This is a genomic window from Aeromonas sp. QDB34 (assembly GCF_027705405.1).
GTDB lineage: Bacteria > Pseudomonadota > Gammaproteobacteria > Enterobacterales > Aeromonadaceae > Aeromonas > Aeromonas hydrophila.
The window spans coordinates 333,277-353,141 of record NZ_JAPDBT010000003.1 but is presented as its reverse complement, the minus strand read 5'-3'; the positions used below and the strand labels follow the sequence as shown (position 1 = coordinate 353,141).

Genomic DNA, 19,865 nt, shown 5'->3' with positions numbered 1-19,865 from the left:
TGATTGGCTCGCTGCCAGTGCAGCGCAATAGCCAACAGGATAAGGGATCAGGCTCGCTTGACACAAAACTCATTGCAGTTAAAACGCAAGCCCCCTGCCAGATGCCACAGCGCCGACCCTGGGGTCGGCGCTCTCTTGTGGCTGTAGCGAGTTACTCCATCACCGCCATCTGCCAGGTCTTGAAGCCGCCGGAGAGGTTCTTGACCTTGAAGCCGTGCTGGCTCAACAGGCGACAGGCCACGTGACCGCGCAAACCCACCTGGCAGCTGATGAGCAGCTCTTTATCCTTGGGCAGTTCATGGAGGCGACCGCGCAGCTCATCCAGCGGGATGTGCATCGCCCCCGGGATGCGACCCAATTTGTCGAGTTCGGGGCCATTGCGCACATCCAGCACCTGCTGATGAGGGTGACGGGCATCGACCTCGGCTGCGTGGCAGAGCAGGGTATCCCCCTTCAAGTGGTTGCTGGCCACGAAGCCAGCCATGTTGATCACGTCCTTGGCCGAGCCAAAGGGCGGTGCATAGGTGAGCTCCAGATCCTGCAGATCAAACACGGTGAGACCGGCGCGCTGGGCCACTGCCAGCACGTCGATGCGTTTGTCGACCCCGTCCTTGCCGATGGCCTGGGCGCCATAAATCTTGCCATCCGGGGCAAACAGCAGCTTGAGGCTGACCGGGTATGCGCCGGGGTAGTAACCAGCGTGGCTGCCCGGGTGGACATAGGCCTTCTCGAACGGCAGCCCCAGTTGCAGCAGCCGCTTCTCGCTCAGACCGGTGCTGGCCACCGCCAGATCGAACAGCTTGCAGATGGCGGTGCCCTGGGTCTTCTTGTAGGTTTCGCTGCGCCCCAGCATGTTGTCGGCGGCGATGCGCCCCTGCCGGTTGGCGGGGCCCGCCAGCGGGATCAGCACAGACTCGCCGGTAACGAAGTCGGTCTCCTCCACCGCATCCCCCACCGCATAGATGAAGGGATCCGAGCTGCGCATGCCGGCATCCACCTTGATGCCGCCGCGCGGCCCCAGCTCCAGCCCCGCCTTGGCGGCGAGCAGGGTCTCGGGCTTGACGCCGATGGCGAGGAGCAGCAGGCCGGTATCGAGCCGGGAGCCATCGCTCAGGGTCAGGCGTAATCCACCCCGTTGTTCCGTGGCCACGGCAGCGGTTTTTTCCGCCAGCACATCCAGGCTCTCGATGGCCGAGAGGCCGGTGCGCAGGCGCAGATCGATTCCCTTCTCCCGGATGCGGGCATGGAGCATGTTGGCCATCTCTTTATCCACCGGCGCCATCACCTGATCGGAGAGCTCCAGCAGGGTGACCGCCAGCTTGCGCTGGTGCAGCGCCTCCATCATCTCCAGCCCGATGAAGCCGCCCCCCACCACGGTGACATGGCGCGGCTGATCGTGCGCCAGCGCCGCCAGAATGCGATCCATGTCGGGAATATTGCGCAAGGTGTGCACACCCGGGCTGTCGATGCCGGGGAACGGAGGCCGGATGGGAGCCGCGCCCGGGCTCAGCAGCAGCACGTCATAGGCTTCACGGCGCTCTTCGCCGGTCAGCAGGTTGCGCACCAGCAGGCTCTTGCCGGCCTTGTCTATCTCGATGACGTCGTGAAAGACACGCACATCCACATTGAAGCGGCGTTTGAAGCTCTGGGGAGTCTGCAACAGCAGGGCATCCCGGTTGGGGATGTCGCCCCCGATGTGATAAGGCAGCCCGCAGTTGGCGAAGCTGACGAACTCGCCCCGCTCGAACATCACAATTTCCGCTTCTTCGCTCAGACGGCGGGCTCTGGCCGCCGCAGAGGCACCACCGGCCACACCGCCTACAATCAGGATCCGTTTCATCAGCAAGACTCCAGTCAACGACAGATTGCCATTAAATTAGTATTTTCTAATTTAGAATTCAATGAAATTTTGTTTGTACCGATTTTGCAGTATTCTTGCCACCCGACAGTCGTTCAACAGGATGTTATCAGTTCATGTCGTCAACCGCGCTCAGTCACCTTTCCTCTGCCAGCCAGACACCGCTGTTCTTTCGTCTGGACGTGCGCAGCCAGCGGCTGGTCGCCCTGACCGATGTGATGCAAACCCCGCTCTATTGGCTCGATGAGCCCAGAGGCCCCTGGCCGGCCCAGTTGCCGGATGCACTGCGCCTGCCCATCGAGCAGGCGCTCACCAGCGGCCAGGGCGGCAAGCTGGTGCTGCGCTTTGCCGGCCAGCAGTGGCACGTCGCCCTCTCCCATGAGCAGGATGCCTTCTGGCTCATCTGCCTGCAGACCCTGCGCCAGGAGCCGGTGGCCGATCTGGCGCTGCACCTGCCGCGCCTGAGCCAGATGGCGAGCCAGCAGCAGTTTGCCGCCATGCTGGAGACCCTCAAGGAGAGCCTGGGGGCCGATCGCCTGATCCTCTGGCACTATCAGGCCAACGGGCCCCTCGGCAGCGAGCAGCTGACCCCGGTCTTCACCCTGGGGGCCGACGAAGTGGCCGCCATTCGCGGCGACAGCCGCTACATCCGCGCCCTGCGCACCCGCAAGTCCCTGAGCTTTTCGGAGGCGGCGCACCAGCCCATGCTGAGCCAGCACTACTATCTGGCCAATGCGGGGGTGAGCTCACGCCTCGACGGCGCGTTGCTGGAGCAGGAAAAACTCATCGGCGTGCTGAGCCTTGAATACCTCAACGCCACCCCCCTCAGCGAGGAGATGTTACAACTGGTGCGCCACAGCGCCCAGCTGCTCGGCCACTGGCAACCGCTCCCAGAACCTGTGCACAACCCTGTGCTGGCCCTGCCGGCCGAGCTCACCCTGCTGACCGGCATCGCCTATTGCCGCGCCCTGGTGCGCTGGGGCATGAGCGTCAGCGGTGCGCGCATCGGCTGGATTGGCGAGTACCAGCCGCGCGGCCAGGAGCTGTGGATGATCCCGCGCTGCGTGCTGGAGGGGGAGACCTTCTCGGTGCTCAAACCCATCCAGATGGACCCGGGCCCCGGCCAGGAGCTGTTCCAGCACGGCCAGGCAGTCTATGTGGAAGACCTGCCCCTGCGCTATCCCCAGGCCAGCCAGCTGCTGGCACTCAATGCCCCCGTCTATGTCGGCATTCCGCTGCACGGCCAGCACGGCGCCCCCATCGGCCAGCTCACCTTGCTACTCGACACTCCCCTGGCCGACCCCATGCCACTGCTCGACGCTCTCAGCAGCCAGCACGAGCGGGCCGCCGTTGAACTGCAGCGCTTGGCCGCCGACGAAGCCTTGCGGCTGGCCGAGGTGGCTTTCAACACCCACGACGGCTTGCTGGTGATGGATCACAAGGGGATCATCCTCAAGGTCAACAACTCCTTTACCCGCATCACCGGCTTTGCCGACGATGAGATGATCGGCCAGCATATCGTCCGGCTCAGACCCACCTACTATGGCGATCACCTGAAGCAGGATGTGCGCCAGGCGGTGGCGGCCCAGGAGTTCTGGATGGGGGAAGAGCGCTGCCTGCACAAGGATGGCCACCTGTTCCCGGTCCGCTTGATGGTGAGCGGGGTGCAGGACGAGCACGGCGAGATCAGCCACTACGTCTGCAGCTTCTATGACATCAGCAAGGAGAAGGAGGCGGCGCGCCACATCGAGCAGCTCGCCTATTACGACGATCTGTGCGGTCTCTACAACCGCCGCAGCCTCAACGACATCATGCAGCGCACTCTGCAGGAGGCCAGCGGCCAGTGGGGCGCCCTGCTGCTGGTGGATCTGGACAACTTCAAGTCGATCAACGACTCCCTCGGCCATGCCTGTGGCGATCTGCTGCTGCAGGCGGTGGTGGAGCGGCTCAAGGGGCTGCCGCAGGACAACCTGGTGCTGGCCCGCATCTCGGGGGATGAATTCGCCCTGCTGTTTACCGCCCTGGGTCAGGGCTATGTCACCGCCAAGATCCTGGCCGAGCACTTCGCCCGCGAGCTGATGGGGCTGTTTCGCATTCCGTTCGACATCGAGGATCACAAGCTGCACTGCAGCGCCTCGGTGGGGATCAGCCTCTTCTCCAGCGAGGACAAGGATCACCTGGTGCTGATGCAGCAGGCCGACACCGCCACCCACATGGCCAAGCGATCCGGCCAGGGCAACTATGTGTTCTTCAGCGAGGCGATGGCGGAGAAGGAGAAGAGCAAGCTGGCGCTCAACAACCAGCTGCGCGATGCCCTGCGCCACCACGAGCTGCAACTGCACTATCAGCCGCAATACCGGGTCGACAACGGTGCGCTGTCCGGCATTGAGGCGCTGCTGCGCTGGCAGCGCAGCGACGGCAGCATGGTGCCGCCGGCGGAGTTCATCCCCATCGCCGAGGAGACCAGCCTCATCCAGGACATCGGCTACTGGGTGATGAAGACCGCCTGCGCCCAGTACAGCTTCTGGCTCAACCGCGGGCTGGCCATTCCCCATCTGTCGGTCAACGTCAGCGCCCGCCAGTTCCACACCGTCGGCTTCGTGCAGCAGGTGGAATACATACTGCGCGACACCGGGGTGCCTCCTTCCCGCCTGCTGCTGGAGGTGACCGAATCCGTGGTGCTGGAGAACCGGCTGGAGAGCATCGCCAGAATGCGCCAGCTCAAGGAGCTCGGCATTCTGCTCTCCATCGATGATTTCGGCACCGGCTACTCGTCGCTCGCCTACCTGCGCGACCTGCCGGCGGATGAGGTGAAGCTCGACAGAAGCTTCATCCAGACCCTAGTGCACAGCGAACAGGACAAGGCCATCGTCAAGGCGATCCTGGAACTGGCCAAGGTTTTTCGTTTTACCGTCACCGCCGAAGGGGTGGAGGACGAAGAGCAGCTCGCCATCCTCAAATCCCTCGGATGCCAGCATTATCAAGGCTTCCTGACCAGCCGGCCGCTCACCGCCAAAGCCCTCGAGAGCCTGCTGGGTGCCGCGGTACCGGGCTAAACATGTAGGATTTATAGGGCTTTATGTAATAAAATAACGGCCTGCTCGAATCATTGGAGTCGTCTATGTCTGTCATTAATCGGATCCCCGCTGTCGAAGTCAGCGCCACCGCCGCTGAAACCAGTGTGACCGCCGATGCATCCGGGGTCATTGGCCGGATCCATTCCGTTGAAACCTGCGGCACCGTCGATGGCCCCGGAATACGCTTCATCGTGTTCATGCAGGGCTGCCTGATGCGCTGCAAGTACTGCCACAACCGCGACACCTGGGACACCCAGGGCGGCCGCGAGGTGACAGTGCCGGAGTTGATGAGCGACATCACCAGCTATCGTCACTTCATGAATGCCTCGGGCGGCGGCGTCACCGCCTCCGGTGGCGAAGCCATGCTGCAGCAAAATTTCATCGCCGAACTGTTCGCTGCCTGCAAGGAGAAGGGCATCCACACCTGCCTCGACACCAACGGCTTCGTGCGCCACTACGATGAACAGCTCGACAAGGTGCTCGACAATACCGATCTGGTGCTGCTCGACATCAAGCAGATCAACGACGACAAGCACATTCCGCTGACCCACGTCAGCAACAAGTACACCCTGGAGTTTGCCCGCTATCTGGCCGCCAAGGGCAAGACCATGTGGATCCGCTACGTGGTGGTGCCGACCTGGTCGGACGACGACGAGAGCGCCGAAGGGCTCGGCCAGTTCATCGCCGAACTGGGCGAGTGCGTCGAGAAGGTGGAGCTGTTGCCCTACCACGAACTTGGCAAGCACAAGTGGGACGTACTGGGCGACACCTATGATCTCAACGGGATCAAGCCGCCCAGCAAGGAGACCATGGACCGCGTCCAGGGCATCCTCGCCAAGTACCACAACAACGTAAAATACTGATAGCTCAGGGGCTGGCCGGGAAAACGCCGGCCCCTTTCACATCGGGCTTCGCCCATCTGCATGCCGTCACCGGACAAGGATCTGCCATGAGTGAAGGACAAGCCGCCGCCCTGCTGCTCTGGGTACTGCTGCTCATATTCAGCCTGCGCGGCACTTTGCTGCGCACCCTCTACCACAATCCGCTCTATCAGCATCTCTGCCTCGGCGGCGCCATCGTGCTGGTACCGCTCTGGACCCTGCGGGCCGGCCTGCACGAGGGACTGGACGTGCACTTTCTCGGCCTCACCAGCCTCACCCTGCTGCTGGGCTGGCGTCTCGCCCTGCTCGCCCCCTGCCTCACCCTGCTGGTGCTCAGCTATTTTGGCGTCATCCCGCTGGCCGAGATCGGCTGGCAGGCCCTCATCGGCGTGGCCCTGCCCGTCGCCACCACCTGGCTGCTGTTTCTGGCCAGCTGGGCCTGGCTGCCGCGCCATCTGTTCGTCTACCTGTTCGTGGTGGCCTTTCTTGGCGGCGCCCTCTCCATCTCGGTCAAGGTGGTGGCCAGTGCCCTCCTGATGGGCCTTAGCGACACCTACCCCTGGTACACCATCAGCGCCGACTACCTTTCCATCTGGCCGCTGCTGCTCTTCCCCGAAGCCCTGCTCAACGGCATGACCATGACCCTGCTCGCCATCTACCGCCCCCACTGGGTCAACACCTTCTTCGACCGGGAATATCTGGGCCGCTGAGCAACACACAGCCATAAAAAAAGCCCGCAATTGCGGGCTTTTTTTATGGCGTTTACACAGTGCGGGGGCGCAGGTGGGCGTGCCAGCGGGCTTCCCACTTCTTGAACAGCCAGACGATGACGAAGGTCAGCAGCATGTAGAGCAGGCCGGCGGTCAGGAACGCTTCGAACGGGCTGTAGTAGCGGGAGTTGATGATCCGCGCGGCGCCGGTCAGATCGACGATGGTGATGATGCCTGCCACCGCCGAGCCCTGCAGCATGAAGATCACCTCGTTGCTGTAGGCCGGCAGTGCCCGGCGAAACGAGTTGGGCAAAATGATCCGGGTCAGGGTCTGCCAGCGGGTCATGCCGAAGGCGTTGGCCGCTTCAATCTGCCCCTTGGGCATGTTGAGCACGGCGCCGCGCACTATCTCGGCGGTATAGGCCCCGGTGTTCAGAGTGAACGCCAGCAGGGCGCAGAACCAGGCTTCGGCGAACAGATCCCAGGCGACGCTGTTTTTCAGCCACTCCCACTGGGCGGCGCCGTAGTAAATGATGAACAGCTGCACCAGCAGCGGGGTGCCACGAAAGAAGTAGATGTAGGCCCAGATCGGCCCCTTGATCAGCCAGTTGCGGCTGTTGCGCAGGATACCGAGCGGCACCGCCAGCATCAGCCCGAGGATCAAGGAAGCCGCCACCAGCAGTACAGTGGTGTAGAGGCCCTGCCAGTAGGTGGGCCATTCGGTGAGAATGATTGAGAAATCCATGGCTTACCTCGTCTTTATCGCATAGTGACGCTCGGCCCATTTCAGTGCCGAGGTGGAGACCGCAGTGAAGATCAGGAAGATCAGGGCCACCGCCATGTAGAAGGTGAAGGGCAACTGGGTCGAACCCGCTGCCAGGGACGCTTTGCGCACCATGTCATCGAGCCCGATGATGGAGACCAGCGCCGTGGTTTTCAGCAGTACCAGCCAGTTGTTGCCAAACCCTGGCAGGGCGTGGCGCATCATCTGGGGAAACAGGATCCGCACAAACACCTGGGTGGCCCGCATGCCAAAGGCGCGGGCCGCTTCCAGCTCGCCCTTGTCCACCGCCAGGATGGCACCGCGGAAGGTCTCGGTCATGTAGGCGCCGAAGATGAAGCCGATGGTGGCCACCCCGGCCGCAAACGGGCTGATGTCGATGTAATCGGGCAGCAGGGAGACCCACTCCTGATTGGGATTGCTCGCCAGCAGGTAGTTGTTGTAGCTCTCGTTGACCCAGGTACAGAGGTTGTTGATGAGCACCTGGCCGCCGAAGAACAGCAGCATCATCAGCACCAGATCGGGGATGCCGCGAATGACGGTGGTGTAGGCGGTGGCAAAACCACGGGCCCACTTGTAGGGGGAGAGCTTGGCCAGCGCCCCCAGCATGCCGAGCACCAACGCCAGCAGCAGGGAGGCCAGCGCCACTTCCAGGGTGACCCAGGCCCCCTCCAGCAGGGAGGTTTCGTATCCTTTCAAATCAAACATATGCGGCTCCATTGCAACTCATTGAGCGGAATCTTCCGTCCCAATATCCTTTCAAACCAAACACATGCAGCTCCATTGCAACTAAGCGGGCCCATCGCTCCCTTGCGAGAGACAACGGGCCCGATGACTACAGACTAGGGTCAACCTGTCGTGATGATTCGCCGCAATTGCGCCGGCGGCTACCGGGGTAGCGCGCCTTCGGGGTTACTCGCCGTACACGTCGAAGTCGAAGTACTTGTCGTTGATCGCCTTGTACTTGCCGTTGGCACGCAGCGCCAGGATGGCGGCGTTGAATTTCTCTTTCAGATCCTTGTCGGCCTTGCGCACCGCGATGCCGGCACCCTCGCCAAACCACTTGGGATCAGTCAGTTTCGGGCCGATAAACTCGAACGCATCGCCACCCTCTTTCTTGAGCAGGCCGTCGCTGATGGCGGCGGAGTCGGCCATCACGTAGTCAACCCGGCCGGATTTCAGATCGAGATAGGCCTCGTCTGCTGTGCCGTAACGCTTGATGGTGGCGTTGGGGAAGTTGTCGGTGATGTAGGTGTCCATGGAGGTGGCGCGTTGCACCGCCACCGTCTTACCACTCATGAACTCCTTGTCGAGCTTGATCTCGGTGCCCTTCTTGGCGGCGAAGCGGGCCGGAATGTGCTGGTACTTCTGGGTGAAGTCCACCTTCTTCTTGCGCTCTTCGGTGATGTCCATGGTGGCGATGATGGCGTCATACTTGCGCGACAGCAGCGCCGGAATGATGCCGTCCCAGTCCTGTTTGATCAGGGTACATTTCACCTTCATCTCCTCGCACAGGGCGTTAGCGATGTCGATGTCGAAACCTTTCACCTCGCCGCTCGGCTCGGTCCAGGAGAAGGGGGGATAGGCACCTTCCACCCCGATCCGCACCTCTTTCCACTCCTTGGCCATCAGGCTGCCGGAAGACAGGGCAGTGACTATGGCGGTCGCCAGCATCAGCTTGTTCATGTATCTCTCCTTGATAAAATCATCGACTGTTGCAATTGCAGATTATTGGGGTTCAGCCCCGGCCATCAATAGATGGAGGAGATGAATTGCTTGAACCGTTCGGACTTGGGATGGGCAAAGATCTCCTTGGGATTGCCCTCCTCCTCCACACGGCCCTGATGCAAAAACATTACCTTGTTCGACACATCGCGGGCAAACGACATCTCATGGGTCACCACCAGCATGGTGCGCCCCTCTTCGGCCAGCTCGCGCATCAGGCCGAGCACTTCCCCCACCAGCTCGGGATCTAGCGCCGAGGTGGGTTCGTCAAACAGCATCACCTCGGGCTCCACCGCCAGCGCCCGGGCAATGGCCGCCCGCTGCTGCTGGCCGCCGGAGAGGTGACCTGGGTAGTAGTCGCGCCGCTCCCACAGTCCCACCCGGTTGAGCAGGTGTTCCGCCTTGGCCATCGCCTCGGCGCGGGGCACCTTGAGCACCTGGATCGGTACCTCGATGATGTTCTGCATGATGGTCATGTGGGACCAGAGATTGAAGCTTTGAAACACCATGGCCAGGCGGCTGCGAATACGCTCCACCTGGCGCACATCTTCCGGCAACCGTTCACCGGCCCGGTTGGTTTTCATGCGAATAAGTTCGCCATGGAGGGAAACCGTGCCGGAAGAGGGTGTTTCCAGCAAATTGATACAACGAAGAAAGGTCGACTTCCCCGAACCGGAGGAGCCGATAAGGGAGATCACATCCCCCTTGTGGGCGGTCATATCGATGCCCTTGAGCACTTCGTGGGTGCCGAAATATTTGTGCAGATCACGAACTTCCAGTGCGGCAACGTCGCTCATCCATTACAACCTTGTCTGTCCCTAGACGCCGCTGGGGCGTGACTCACACCATCGCTTATTTAACAAAAAGTTAACCGATGGCAACCTTCAGCGAAAATATCACTCGGATAGTTAAAAAACAATACAGAACCGAGGTCTTTGGTGTTTTGTCTGTATTTTTATTGGCCAAACAGGTATTTTTCAGCACTTTGTCTGCATAAAACGCTAATCAACCCTGCCTGACGACACCGCCTTTTTATACCCCCAGAGCAAGGCTGGCAAGAAGATTCCTACGTTTTGGCCGCAAGCCACCCAGATTGACTTTATTCAACCATGCAGTACACGCATCCTGTTGAAAAATGGGCCTGTCAGGCCCCGTTCTGGCTGCACCAGAATGGGCCGGCGCCCCAACAGCGGGCCTCATTTCGCACCAAAAACATAACATATTGATAAAAAAGCTCCGGATGGAGCAGGCAAACACACAAATATGTGACACAGGCCCAATAAGTGATGATAAGGTGTCATTTTTGTCAGTTTTTGTGATCGAGGCCCCGATGTTGCTCAATGTGTTGCTGATCCTGCTGCCGCTGGTAATCGGCTATCTGGTACCCCTCTCCTCTGCCCGTTTGATCAAGCTGGTCAATCAATCGCTGGGCAAGATGGTCTATCTCATTTTGTTCCTGATGGGGCTGGGGCTCGCCTACGTGGAGAACCTGGGCAGCAATCTGGCTGTGATCTTCAAGGTGGCCGGGGTGATGCTCGCCGCCATTACCCTGTGCAACCTGCTGGCCCTCTGGTGGCTGGACAGGCGCTCACCTCCCACCCACGAGGCCAGCGAGGGCCAGATGCCGAGCAAGCTGCATCTGTTGTGGGAGTCGCTGCAGCTCTGTTTCGTGGTGCTGGGTGGCGTCTTGCTGGGGCTGCTGGTCGACCTGCGCGCCCTGCCCATCGACAAGTGGAGCGAGTGGGCGCTGATGCTGCTGCTGTTTCTCATCGGGGTGCAGATGCGCAACTCCGGCATGCGGCTGCGCCAGATCCTGCTCAACCCCTGGGGCATGAAGATCGCCGTCACCGTCATCCTCAGCAGCTGGCTGGGCAGCCTGCTGGCCGCCCAGCTGCTCGGCATGCCGCTGACCCACGGCCTGGCCCTCAGCTCCAGCTTCGGCTGGTATTCGCTCTCCGGCATCCTGGTGGCCGACAAACTGGGGCCGGTGCTGGGCTCCGCCGCCTTCATCAACGATCTGGGGCGCGAGCTCATCGCCATCCTGATCATTCCGATGCTGATGCGCCGCCACCCCTCCGCCGCCATCGGCTATGGCGGCGCCACCGCGCTCGACTTCACCCTGCCGGTCATCCAGAAATCCGGCGGCATCCAGGTGGTGCCGGTCGCCATCGTCTCCGGTTTTATCCTGAGCCTGCTCGGCCCCATCCTGATCCTGGGCTTCCTCGCCATCTGATTGCCCCTGAGCGGCCAAGCGCCAACGACAAGCCCGGCACTGCTGCCGGGCTTGTCGTTTAAAAGAAGGGGAGCGGGCATAACAGGCACCCGTCAACTAGCGGCCTTCAGGTGCGCCAGCGACCGCCGCTCATCACCCGCTCGATGGTAAGCGTATCGGGGTCGATCAGCAGCAGATCCGCATCCTGCCCCACCGCCAGCGTGCCCTTGGTCGCCAGCCCCAGCGCCCTGGCCGGATTGGCCGTCACCACCGCCAGCACCACCTCCAGCGCGACCCCCTTGTCGCAACTCTCCACCAGCGCCTGCCACAGACTGCCTATCTGACCGCAGCGCAGCTCGATGAGACGCCCCTCGCCATCGAAGCGCGGCAGGCTGGCGTTGGCGTCCGAGCTGAAGCTGATACGATCGGCAGGCACCCCGGCCGCCAGCAGCTCCACCAGGGCATCGGCCGCCAGCTGCTCGCCATCGTCCAGCAAGTCCGGAAAACTCGAGGTGGTGAGATCGACCAAGCCACCGGCCCGCCCCCACTCGATGGCCTCGGCAAACAGCCAGGGGTTGCGGTTGCAGTGGGTGGGATAGAGCTGGCGCAGCGGGATGTCGGTGCCATCGCGCAAAGCCCGCAGCGGCGCCAGCGCCCCACGCCCGTCCCCCAGATGAAAGAAGCTGACCCCGCTCTTGCCGGCGAGCAGCCCGGCCACCCGCGCCTCACTCACCAGGCGGGCCAGCTCGTCGTGGGTCGGCGCACTGGATCTGTGATCGCTGATGGCCATCTCCCCCACCCCCAGCACCTCGGGAATGAGCATGATGTCCGACTCCACCGTGCCGGTGAGGGTCTTGACCGGCAGATGGTAGGAGCCGGTATACATGAAGGCGCTCACCCCGGCGGCGCGAAACTCGCGCACCTTGCCTAGCACCTGGGCCGGGCTGCGAGTCAGGCTGTCGGTACCGAGCGCCGCCACCAGGGTAGTGACCCCTGCGCTCAGCGCCTCCCTTGCCGCCAGCTCCGGCGTGCGAAAACCAAAGCCCCCCTCGCCGCCACCGCCGGTGATGTGGGCCAGCGGATCCACCAGCCCGGGCACCAGATAGCGGCCGCGGCCATCCACCCGCGTCAGCGGCCAGTCGGCGGGGACTGACAAGCCCCGGCCCATCCAGGCAATGCGGCCATCGGCCACCAGCAGATCCTGGCGGCCCAGCGCAATCGGGCCATAGAGTTCGGCGCCCTCGATCAGGGTCAACATGTGCATGCTCCTCGTGATGATGATGGGCGCCACAAAGCGCCAGCCATGCTGCACTCTACCCAGCCGGCGGTCATGGAGGGAAGCACTTCCTCACGGCTGAGCGCCCGTTCCCGTAGGCAAGGGCCGCCGGATCCGCTAGGCTCAGCGACAATTCCCCTGGCTGACGTCACCTTTCATGAACTATCTGGCTCACCTGCATCTGGCAGCCCATACCCACAGCTCTCTCACCGGCAACCTGCTGGGGGATTTCGTCAAGGGCGCCCTGCCGAGCACGCTCGGCACCGAATTCGACGAGGGGATCTGGCTGCACCGCAAGATAGACACCTTCACCGACAGTCACCCCGAACACAGGGCGGCGGTGGCCTGCTTCGAGGCCCCCTGGCGCCGCTTTGGCGGCATCCTGGTGGACATGCTCTACGACCACTGGCTCAGCCTGCACTGGCCGCAGTTTCATGACGAGGCCCTGCCCCGCTTCCTGCAGCAGAGTTACCGGCACCTGCTGGTGGATGCAGACCGCCTGCCGGATGGGTTGCCGCTGCCCCTCAGACGGATGGCGGAGCAGAACTGGATCGCCTCCTATCAGCACAAAGAGGGGCTGGCGCAGGCCCTCAATGGCATCGGCCGCCGGCTGCGCCGCCCCCTGCCGCTCGGCGATGCGCTGCTCACCCTCAAGCAAGCGCAATGGCATGGGTGCGAGGCGGGCTTTTTGCGCTTCTACCCCCAACTGATGAGCCACAGCCTGCAGCAGCTGGCCCACTATCGCAAGACCGGCGGCCCCCCCGGTTTGCGGCCATAAAAAAGGCCCCGCGAGGGGCCTTCTACCAACGCTTCATCAGGCCCCTGGCGTGGCAGGCAGGAAGGTGAACGCCTTGGCCGGCACAAACTTCTCCGCCGTTTCGCCCGCATAGAGTTGACGCTCGGTCAGCGGGAGTTTCTTGACCGGGGCGCCCGCACTCAAGTCCAGCTGGTCCATGCTCACCCAGAAGGTGTTGGGCAGATGGGTCAGCTCGAAGAAATAGCGGCGATGCTGTTGATCCGAGACGCTGCGCCACAGGGTGGTGGAGATGTTGGGTTGATCCGGGGTGCTGATCCCCATGGGCACCGAGACGTTGCGCATCACGCTCATCACACCGGCCACGGCCTCATTGGCCTGATTCGTCTTGGGCAGGGTCTTGATATAAAAAGAGGCCCGGGCGAAACGATCCGCCGACCGGTTGGTGCCCGGCAGCATGGTGAGCCCGCCTATCTCCTCCCAGTACTCATTGAGTGCCAGCTGCTTGTCGAACACGGGGGAGTTGGTCATCACCTGATAGCTGCGGTCGTGGTGGATCTGCAACTTGCCATCCACGTACTGGAAAATGGCCGAGTCACCGCTGGCATCCGAGATGGAGAGGTGCAGCTGGCCCGGCTTGCCATCGGGCGTCAGGGTGGTCACCACATAGAACTCGTCCTTCGACAGGGCGGCGACCGCCTCGCTGACGGTGGCAAAATTGTCCAGCACATACTGGGCCCAGAGGGAGATGGAGAGCGTCTTGCGCGGATCCTTGTCGCTCGGAGTCACATACTCGGACTCGGTCAGATAGAGCAGGTTGGCCACCAGCCCCTTTTCGTTCATGCCATCGGCGGTACCCGCGTCAAACCCCGCGGCAACCAGGGAGCCATAGCGCGCGTTCCACGTCATGGAGTGCGGACCGGCCGCCCCGCTCCGCTCGATGCCACGCGGCAAGGCCCAGAGGTTGGTCGGCATGGCGGCGCGCCAGTCCATGGTACGACCGGTCACCACCAGACCGCCATCGCCCTGATAAACGGCGCGGGTGCAGGCATCGGCCAGCGAGCTGACCGACAGGGCCATGGTCAAGGCCAACAAGGTTTTCTGGAACAGGGGGCGGGATTGGCGTTTCATAGGGTGCATCACTCAAGGCTGGTGAAAACGACAGGCTAACGGCGGCCGCTGTATGGGAGCTTAATGAGGATAGTCAGCTGCCCGCCCCCCTCCCACCTCGCGGCGGCCAAGATGTGATCAGGTCGACATAGTTGCTGCAAGATCAGCGAGATACAGCGGACATCTGCGTTGCCAGCAAGCCCTTGCCCCACCAGCAGTCAGTCCACCCCGGTCGTGTCATGCCTGGGCAGCGCATCCATAAAAAAACCGGACTCCAGGTCCGGTTTGCAGATACCTAACGCGCTGACGCGGACCTCAGTGATCTTGCGCCGAAGGCTCACCCTTCTTCTTGCGAATGCTCAGGCCCAGCTCGCGGCCGCGCAGGCGGGCGTAATAGATGGTGCCGATGAAGGCGAGCACGGTGAACACCAGCTCCACCACCGCCAGCCAACGCTCCCCCTCGTCCGTGGTGATCAGGGTCAGGGCATGCAGGAAGTAGGGCATCAGCACGAAGTTGCCCCAGGCGTGAGTGTAGGGGTTGCCCTGCACGATCCCCTTGAGCGGGAACAGCAGCGGCACCGTCCAGATCACCGGCAGCAGCCAGGGGTTGAGGTCGGGATGGGGCGAGAGCCACAGATGCCAGAGGATGACCCAGCCCAGCAGGCCAAAGAAGCCGACCAGGGTCAGCAGGCGGGCGAAGCGGGTGCTCACTTGAGGATCTCCAGCACCTGCTCGGGCGGACGGCCGATGCGGGCCTGACCGTTCTTGATCACGATGGGCCGCTCGATGAGCTTGGGATACTGGTGCATGGCGCGAATGAGGGCGTCGCCGCTCACCTCGCCCAGCCCCAGCTCCCTGTAGAGATCTTCCTTGGTGCGCATCAGCTGACGCGGATCGCTGAACCCCAGCTGGCTCAGCAGGGTGCGGATCTCTGCCTCGCTCGGGGCCTGCTCCAGATAGAGCACCACATCCGGGGCGATCCCGTGTTGTTCCAGCAAGGCCAGGGTTTCACGGCTCTTGGAGCAGCGCGGATTGTGGTAGATTTGGGTCTCGCTCATGATAACTCCCTGATTAATCGCAAGATGGGACAAGAAACGGCGCTATTGTAGGGGAAACTGATGGTCAGGGTAAGCGCGAGAGCGCAGGAATTGAAACGAATTTGTTGGCTGATTGTGGCCGGCCTGCTGACGGCCTGCAGCCCGCCCCCCCAGTTCACCGACAGCCAGAACCAGCCGGTGGCCCTGGCCGACTTTGCCGGCAAGCCGCTGTTGGTCAACTACTTCGCCCCCTGGTGTGCCCCCTGCCTGCGGGAGATACCGCTGCTGGAGGCGCTGGCACGGGAGGGGCAAACTGTCGTGGTGATGGTCAACTACGACCCGGCCACCCCGGCCGAGCTCGCCAAGTTGGCCGGGCAGTACCACATCAAGGTGCCGCTGCTCATCGCTAGGCAGGAGGCGAGCCTCCCCTTCCCCCGCCCCGCCGGGCTGCCCACCAGCTATCTGCTCGATGGCGAGGGCAAGCTCCAGCAGACCCTGGTGGGCGAGCTCGCCCCATCGCGACTCGAAGCCCTCAGGGCATCCGTCAAGCCGGTTGGCCACTGAGCGCCCAAACCCTTGCGAAAAAGCCAGCCGGCTGGCGTTCCCGCCATTCTCTTCGCCATCATAAAACGACAAGGGCGCACCGAGGTGCGCCCTTGTTGTGGGTGAGAGCCGCTGGCCCGTCAGCCCTTGAGGCTGTCGAGATCCTTCTTGGCCCGCTCCAGCTCGGTGATGCGCGCCTCCAGTCTGGCCAGGGTCAACTTGTCGTTGGTGGTACCGCGCGCCACGATCAGCTCGTCGATGGCCGCCTGGTAGTCACCGCGCAGGGAGAGCATCTCGGCCCGTGCCATGTGCAGATCGGTCATCCTGCCCGCCTTGCGATAGGCATCGGAGAGCAGGCTCCAGGCCAGGTTGTTCTCTTCGTGCTCGCGGGCATAGGGGTCGAGAATGGCGATGGACTTCTTGTAGTTGCCCCCTTCCAGATAGGCGTTGCCGAGGTTCACCACCACCACCTCGTTGTCCGGCATGCGGGTGCGGAACTTCTCAAGCCGGGCGATGGCCTGGGCGCTGCGCCCCTTGGCCAAGTCGATGTCGGTGAGGGCATCCACCACGAACAGATCTTCGGGGTGGCGAGTCGCCAGCTCCTGCATCAGGGCATCGGCCTCGTCGGTACGCTTGAGCTGCAGCAGCGCCAGCGCCTTGCCGTAGGTGGCCGCATCCTTGAGCGGGTAGTCCCCCTTCTGCAGGCGGTTGTCAAAATAGGTGAGCAGGGCCTGCGGGCTCTCGGTGCCGAAACGCACCTGAATGCGCACCTTGGCCAGCCAGAAGTCGAGGCTCGGCGGCAGATCCCGGCGGCCATAGCTGCCCGCCCGGGCGCGCGCCTCGCTGATCCGGGTCTCCGGCAGCGGGTGCGTCAGCAGCATCTCAGGCGGCTTGCTGGCATAGCGATACTCGGCCGCCAGCTTCTGGAAGAAGTTGGCCATGCCCATGGGATCGAAGCCGGCGTCGTAGAGGGTCTTCATGCCGATCCGGTCCGCTTCGTATTCGTTGTCGCGGGTATAGTTGATGGCCGACTGCATGGAGAGACCGAGCGTGGTCTGCAGCGCGGCGATGCCCGCGGTGGGGTTGATCACCGCCAGCGCGATGGAGCCCACCAGCCCGGCCAGGGTCATGGCGGAGCTGCTCGCCTGCGCTTCCATGTAGCGGGCGATGTGGCGCTGGGTCACGTGGGTGATTTCGTGCGCCAGTACCGAGGCGAGTTCGCTCTCGCTGTCGGCATAGAGAAACAGGCCGGTGTGCACCTTGACCCGCCCGCCGAGGAAGGCGGCCGCGTTGATGCTGGGGTCGTTGATCAGGAAGAAGGTGAACGGAAAACGCACGCCATCGGCGTTGGAGAGCAGCCGCTGACCCAGATCGTCGATGTACTGGCTCAACACGGGATCATCGATGATCGGCAAGCCGGCCCGGGCAAAGCGCATGAAGGCGTTGCCGTAGCGCACCTCCTGCTCGATGGGCAGGGCGGCCACCCCGGCGGTGCCGATGTCGGGAAGCTGGTTGTTGGCCTGGGCATGGAAAGTGGCACCCATCAGGGAAGCCAGCAGGGGGAGCGATGCCATCAGGGGGGAAAAGCGTGCCACGTTATCTCTATCTCCAATCAGACCCTACCGGGACACCGGCAGAATACCCTTGCCCATCAAGGGCTACAAGCGTTGTTTCGCGCTCTCATCACGGCCATAATAGCCGCCTCACGCGCGATGGAGCCTCCATGGAATACCTCGACCTGACCCCCTGGCGCTGCCCCGAGCCGCTGATCCGGCTCAAGCTCTGGCTGCGTCAGGCCAACGCCGGTCAATCCCTGTCCATCCGGCTGGCCGATGCCGGCTCCCGGCAGGACATTCCCGCCTATCTGCAACGCCAGGGTCATGCCTTCACGTTGCAGGAGGCGCCAGACAATACCCTCTCTTTGCAGTTGGTGGTTGGGGCCCAGCACCACGGCAAGCCCCAGTAACCTAAGGATGTCGCCATGTTAGAAGTCATCAAGCGCTGGTATCAGACCCGTTTCTCCGATCCCGATGCCGTCACCCTGTTCCTGCTGCTGGTGGCCTGTTTCGCCGTGCTCTGGCTGTTCGGTGATCTCTTGGCGCCGCTCTTGGTGGCGCTGGTGATGGCCTACCTGCTGGAGTGGCCGGTGAGCCGGCTGCAGCGGGCCGGGCTCTCGCGCACCCTGGCCACCAGTCTCATCCTGCTGCTGTTCATCGCCCTCACCGCCATGGCCTTCCTCGGGCTCATCCCGACCCTGGCGAGCCAGGGGCTGAACCTCGCCAAGGAGTCCCCGGCCATGCTCTCCCATGCCCAGGACTATGTGCGCACCCTGCCGGAGCAGTACCCCGAGCTCATCAACGTCACCCTGGTGGAAACCATCATCGACAACATCCGCCAGCGCATCCTGACCGGGGGCGAACAGCTGGTGAGCGCCTCCCTCAGCTCTCTCATCAACGTGGTGGCCATCCTCATCTACGCCATCCTGGTGCCGCTGATGGTGTTCTTCATGCTCAAGGACAAGCAGATCCTGATGGGCGGACTGCGCCGCTTCCTGCCGCGCAACCGCACCCTGGTCAACCGGGTCTGGGTGGAGATGAACGAGCAGATCCTCAACTACATCCGCGGCAAGGTCATCGAGATCCTGATCGTCGGGGTGATCAGCTATGTGACCTTCGCCATGCTGGGGCTGCGCTACTCGGTGCTGCTGGCGGTGGCGGTCGGCTTCTCGGTGCTGATCCCCTACATAGGCGCCGCGGCGGTGACGGTACCGGTGGCCATGGTGGCCCTGTTCCAGTGGGGACTGACCCCGGAGTTCACCTGGCTGATGGTGGTCTACACCGTTATTCAGGTACTCACCGGCAACGTGCTGGAGCCCATCCTCTTCTCCGAGGCGCTCAACCTCCATCCGGTGGCCATCATCATCGCCGTGCTGGTATTCGGCGGCCTGTGGGGATTCTGGGGGGTCTTCTTCGCCATTCCCCTCGCCACCCTGGTCAAGGCGGTGCTCAACGCCTGGCCCAAGCGCGAAGAGCTGCCCGCCGCGAAATAACCCACTTCCCATGCAATCGTGACAACGGAGTGTCCATGACCTTTTTGCGTCAAATCAGAGCAGCAGGGCTGACGGCCCTGCTCCTCGCGGCCGCCATGCCCGCCCGTGCCGATATCGACCTTGGCTCCATGGTTCTGCTCACCAGCGACAGTCCCACCAGCCCGGTGCCACAAGGCTTTGTCGCCGGTGCGGCGCTCATCGGGGGACAAGCCCGCTATGAGGCGCAGGATAATGCCACCTACGCCATCCCGGGCTTTATCTACTTCGGCAAGCAGTTCATGTTTCTCGGCGATCGGGCGCGTTACTACTTCCACAAGGATGAACATGTCGCCCTGTATGGCTATGGCCGGGTGCGTTTTGGCAATCTGGATCCCGAGGATTCGCCCGCCTTCACCGGCATGGAACAGCGCAAATGGCAGCTGGAAGGCGGGATCGGTGGCAACATCATCACTCCCTACGCCCTGCTGACCGTGCGGGCCAACAGCGACATCACCGGCCGCAGCAAGGGTCAGGAGCTACTGCTGTGGGCCGACTTCCCCATCCAGCGCGACAACCTGCTGATCATGCCGGGGATGGGGGTGATGCTGCGCAGCGACAAGATGGCCAACTACTACTTCGGCGGCATCTCCGAAAGCGAGGCCACCGCCCAGCGCCCGGCCTGGGATACGGGGTCAACCCTCTCCCCCATGGCGGCGCTCATCACCAGCTATCGCTTCAGCCCCAACTGGATTGGCATGTTTGCCATGAACTACGAATTGTATGATCGGGATATTAAAAACAGCCCCATCGTCCAGCACGATGGCGAACTCTATGCAGGATTTGCCCTCGGCTATATCTGGTAACGGTGATTCG

19 protein-coding genes are annotated in these 19,865 nt (G+C 62.6%); 9 read left to right on the top strand and 10 right to left on the bottom strand.

All coding sequences use genetic code 11. The annotated features are described in order from the left end of the window. Window positions 1-151 precede the first annotated feature (151 nt). Window positions 152-1,840 (bottom strand): FAD-dependent oxidoreductase, encoded by a 1,689-nt coding sequence (locus OKC29_RS07615; RefSeq protein WP_073349717.1) that lies wholly within the window; start codon window positions 1,838-1,840, stop codon window positions 152-154. Between the two features lie 134 nt (window positions 1,841-1,974). Here OKC29_RS07615 and OKC29_RS07610 point away from each other — a divergent pair, with 134 nt between their 5' ends. The 3 genes from OKC29_RS07610 to OKC29_RS07600 all read left to right on the top strand — a co-directional run bounded on the left by OKC29_RS07610 (window position 1,975) and on the right by OKC29_RS07600 (window position 6,526). Then, entirely contained in the window at window positions 1,975-4,914 is a 2,940-nt protein-coding gene (locus OKC29_RS07610) for a sensor domain-containing phosphodiesterase (RefSeq protein ID WP_016350333.1), read from the top strand. Window positions 4,915-4,979: 65 nt separating this feature from the next. Further along, window positions 4,980-5,798, top strand: a complete 819-nt coding sequence (gene pflA, locus OKC29_RS07605) for a pyruvate formate lyase 1-activating protein (protein ID WP_011705579.1) — start codon at window positions 4,980-4,982, stop codon at window positions 5,796-5,798. A gap of 86 nt (window positions 5,799-5,884) precedes the next feature. After that, window positions 5,885-6,526: an energy-coupling factor ABC transporter permease gene (locus OKC29_RS07600; RefSeq protein WP_011705578.1), complete on the top strand. Its 642-nt coding sequence runs from the start codon at window positions 5,885-5,887 to the stop codon at window positions 6,524-6,526. Between the two features lie 52 nt (window positions 6,527-6,578). Here the strand turns inward: OKC29_RS07600 and OKC29_RS07595 are convergent, their stop codons facing one another. The 4 genes from OKC29_RS07595 to OKC29_RS07580 form a co-directional block, all read right to left on the bottom strand. Next, on the bottom strand, window positions 6,579-7,271 hold the full coding sequence (locus OKC29_RS07595; protein ID WP_011705577.1) for an ABC transporter permease: 693 nt from the start codon (window positions 7,269-7,271) through the stop codon (window positions 6,579-6,581). Between the two features lie 3 nt (window positions 7,272-7,274). Next, a complete protein-coding gene (locus OKC29_RS07590; RefSeq protein WP_011705576.1) occupies window positions 7,275-8,015 on the bottom strand; it encodes an ABC transporter permease in 741 nt (246 codons plus the stop codon). Window positions 8,016-8,219: 204 nt separating this feature from the next. Next, window positions 8,220-8,993 (bottom strand): ABC transporter substrate-binding protein, encoded by a 774-nt coding sequence (locus tag OKC29_RS07585; RefSeq protein WP_011705575.1) that lies wholly within the window; start codon window positions 8,991-8,993, stop codon window positions 8,220-8,222. 65 nt (window positions 8,994-9,058) lie between these two features. Then, complete coding sequence (locus tag OKC29_RS07580) at window positions 9,059-9,829, bottom strand: ABC transporter ATP-binding protein (RefSeq protein WP_011705574.1); 771 nt, start codon at window positions 9,827-9,829, stop codon at window positions 9,059-9,061. Window positions 9,830-10,362: 533 nt separating this feature from the next. Here OKC29_RS07580 and OKC29_RS07575 point away from each other — a divergent pair. Then, window positions 10,363-11,265, top strand: coding sequence for a lysine exporter LysO family protein (locus OKC29_RS07575; protein ID WP_073352391.1), 903 nt, complete (start codon window positions 10,363-10,365; stop codon window positions 11,263-11,265). A 106-nt stretch (window positions 11,266-11,371) separates the two neighbouring features. Here the strand turns inward: OKC29_RS07575 and iadA are convergent, their stop codons facing one another. After that, window positions 11,372-12,502, bottom strand: a complete 1,131-nt coding sequence (gene iadA / locus OKC29_RS07570) for a beta-aspartyl-peptidase (protein WP_073349715.1) — start codon at window positions 12,500-12,502, stop codon at window positions 11,372-11,374. Window positions 12,503-12,677: 175 nt separating this feature from the next. Between iadA and OKC29_RS07565 the strand changes: the two genes are divergently transcribed. Beyond that, the gene (locus tag OKC29_RS07565; protein WP_073349713.1) at window positions 12,678-13,298 is read left to right on the top strand and encodes an acyl carrier protein phosphodiesterase; all 621 of its coding nucleotides are present in this window, start codon (window positions 12,678-12,680) and stop codon (window positions 13,296-13,298) included. Window positions 13,299-13,334: 36 nt separating this feature from the next. Here OKC29_RS07565 and OKC29_RS07560 read toward each other — a convergent pair whose 3' ends face one another. The 3 genes from OKC29_RS07560 to arsC form a co-directional block, all read right to left on the bottom strand. Then, window positions 13,335-14,405 (bottom strand): linear amide C-N hydrolase, encoded by a 1,071-nt coding sequence (locus tag OKC29_RS07560; protein ID WP_073349711.1) that lies wholly within the window; start codon window positions 14,403-14,405, stop codon window positions 13,335-13,337. Between the two features lie 294 nt (window positions 14,406-14,699). Further along, entirely contained in the window at window positions 14,700-15,095 is a 396-nt protein-coding gene (locus tag OKC29_RS07555; protein WP_016350325.1) for a DUF2069 domain-containing protein, read from the bottom strand. Continuing rightward, window positions 15,092-15,442 carry an arsenate reductase (glutaredoxin) gene (gene arsC, locus OKC29_RS07550; protein ID WP_073349710.1) on the bottom strand — a complete coding sequence of 117 codons (351 nt, stop codon included), beginning with the start codon at window positions 15,440-15,442 and terminating at the stop codon, window positions 15,092-15,094. Before arsC ends, OKC29_RS07555 begins: the two co-directional genes overlap by 4 nt. A 60-nt stretch (window positions 15,443-15,502) precedes the next feature. Here arsC and OKC29_RS07545 point away from each other — a divergent pair, with 60 nt between their 5' ends. Beyond that, entirely contained in the window at window positions 15,503-15,985 is a 483-nt protein-coding gene (locus OKC29_RS07545) for a TlpA family protein disulfide reductase (protein ID WP_073349708.1), read from the top strand. A gap of 119 nt (window positions 15,986-16,104) precedes the next feature. On the opposite strand, the gene OKC29_RS07540 is transcribed toward OKC29_RS07545, so the two are convergent. Beyond that, window positions 16,105-17,559 (bottom strand): beta-barrel assembly-enhancing protease, encoded by a 1,455-nt coding sequence (locus OKC29_RS07540; protein ID WP_348981351.1) that lies wholly within the window; start codon window positions 17,557-17,559, stop codon window positions 16,105-16,107. Between the two features lie 128 nt (window positions 17,560-17,687). Between OKC29_RS07540 and OKC29_RS07535 the strand changes: the two genes are divergently transcribed. Genes OKC29_RS07535 through OKC29_RS07525 form a run of 3 tightly spaced genes read left to right on the top strand, consistent with a single transcriptional unit; the run spans window position 17,688 to window position 19,855 of the window. Then, on the top strand, window positions 17,688-17,930 hold the full coding sequence (locus OKC29_RS07535) for a sulfurtransferase TusA family protein (RefSeq protein WP_011705565.1): 243 nt from the start codon (window positions 17,688-17,690) through the stop codon (window positions 17,928-17,930). Window positions 17,931-17,945: 15 nt separating this feature from the next. Then, a complete protein-coding gene (locus OKC29_RS07530; protein ID WP_073349707.1) occupies window positions 17,946-19,013 on the top strand; it encodes an AI-2E family transporter in 1,068 nt (355 codons plus the stop codon). 35 nt (window positions 19,014-19,048) lie between these two features. Further along, window positions 19,049-19,855 (top strand): MipA/OmpV family protein, encoded by an 807-nt coding sequence (locus tag OKC29_RS07525; protein ID WP_073349705.1) that lies wholly within the window; start codon window positions 19,049-19,051, stop codon window positions 19,853-19,855. Window positions 19,856-19,865 lie beyond the last annotated feature (10 nt).

Coding starts and splice junctions, on each gene's coding strand:
- OKC29_RS07595 (WP_011705577.1), bottom strand. CDS start 7,271: ATGGATTTCTCAATCATTCTCACCGAATGGCCCACCTACTGGCAGGGC.
- OKC29_RS07615 (WP_073349717.1), bottom strand. CDS start 1,840: ATGAAACGGATCCTGATTGTAGGCGGTGTGGCCGGTGGTGCCTCTGCG.
- OKC29_RS07535 (WP_011705565.1), top strand. CDS start 17,688: ATGGAATACCTCGACCTGACCCCCTGGCGCTGCCCCGAGCCGCTGATC.
- OKC29_RS07600 (WP_011705578.1), top strand. CDS start 5,885: ATGAGTGAAGGACAAGCCGCCGCCCTGCTGCTCTGGGTACTGCTGCTC.
- OKC29_RS07575 (WP_073352391.1), top strand. CDS start 10,363: ATGTTGCTCAATGTGTTGCTGATCCTGCTGCCGCTGGTAATCGGCTAT.
- OKC29_RS07530 (WP_073349707.1), top strand. CDS start 17,946: ATGTTAGAAGTCATCAAGCGCTGGTATCAGACCCGTTTCTCCGATCCC.
- pflA (WP_011705579.1), top strand. CDS start 4,980: ATGTCTGTCATTAATCGGATCCCCGCTGTCGAAGTCAGCGCCACCGCC.
- OKC29_RS07590 (WP_011705576.1), bottom strand. CDS start 8,015: ATGTTTGATTTGAAAGGATACGAAACCTCCCTGCTGGAGGGGGCCTGG.
- OKC29_RS07585 (WP_011705575.1), bottom strand. CDS start 8,993: ATGAACAAGCTGATGCTGGCGACCGCCATAGTCACTGCCCTGTCTTCC.
- arsC (WP_073349710.1), bottom strand. CDS start 15,442: ATGAGCGAGACCCAAATCTACCACAATCCGCGCTGCTCCAAGAGCCGT.
- OKC29_RS07545 (WP_073349708.1), top strand. CDS start 15,503: ATGGTCAGGGTAAGCGCGAGAGCGCAGGAATTGAAACGAATTTGTTGG.
- OKC29_RS07580 (WP_011705574.1), bottom strand. CDS start 9,829: ATGAGCGACGTTGCCGCACTGGAAGTTCGTGATCTGCACAAATATTTC.
- OKC29_RS07610 (WP_016350333.1), top strand. CDS start 1,975: ATGTCGTCAACCGCGCTCAGTCACCTTTCCTCTGCCAGCCAGACACCG.
- OKC29_RS07560 (WP_073349711.1), bottom strand. CDS start 14,405: ATGAAACGCCAATCCCGCCCCCTGTTCCAGAAAACCTTGTTGGCCTTG.
- OKC29_RS07525 (WP_073349705.1), top strand. CDS start 19,049: ATGACCTTTTTGCGTCAAATCAGAGCAGCAGGGCTGACGGCCCTGCTC.
- iadA (WP_073349715.1), bottom strand. CDS start 12,502: ATGTTGACCCTGATCGAGGGCGCCGAACTCTATGGCCCGATTGCGCTG.
- OKC29_RS07565 (WP_073349713.1), top strand. CDS start 12,678: ATGAACTATCTGGCTCACCTGCATCTGGCAGCCCATACCCACAGCTCT.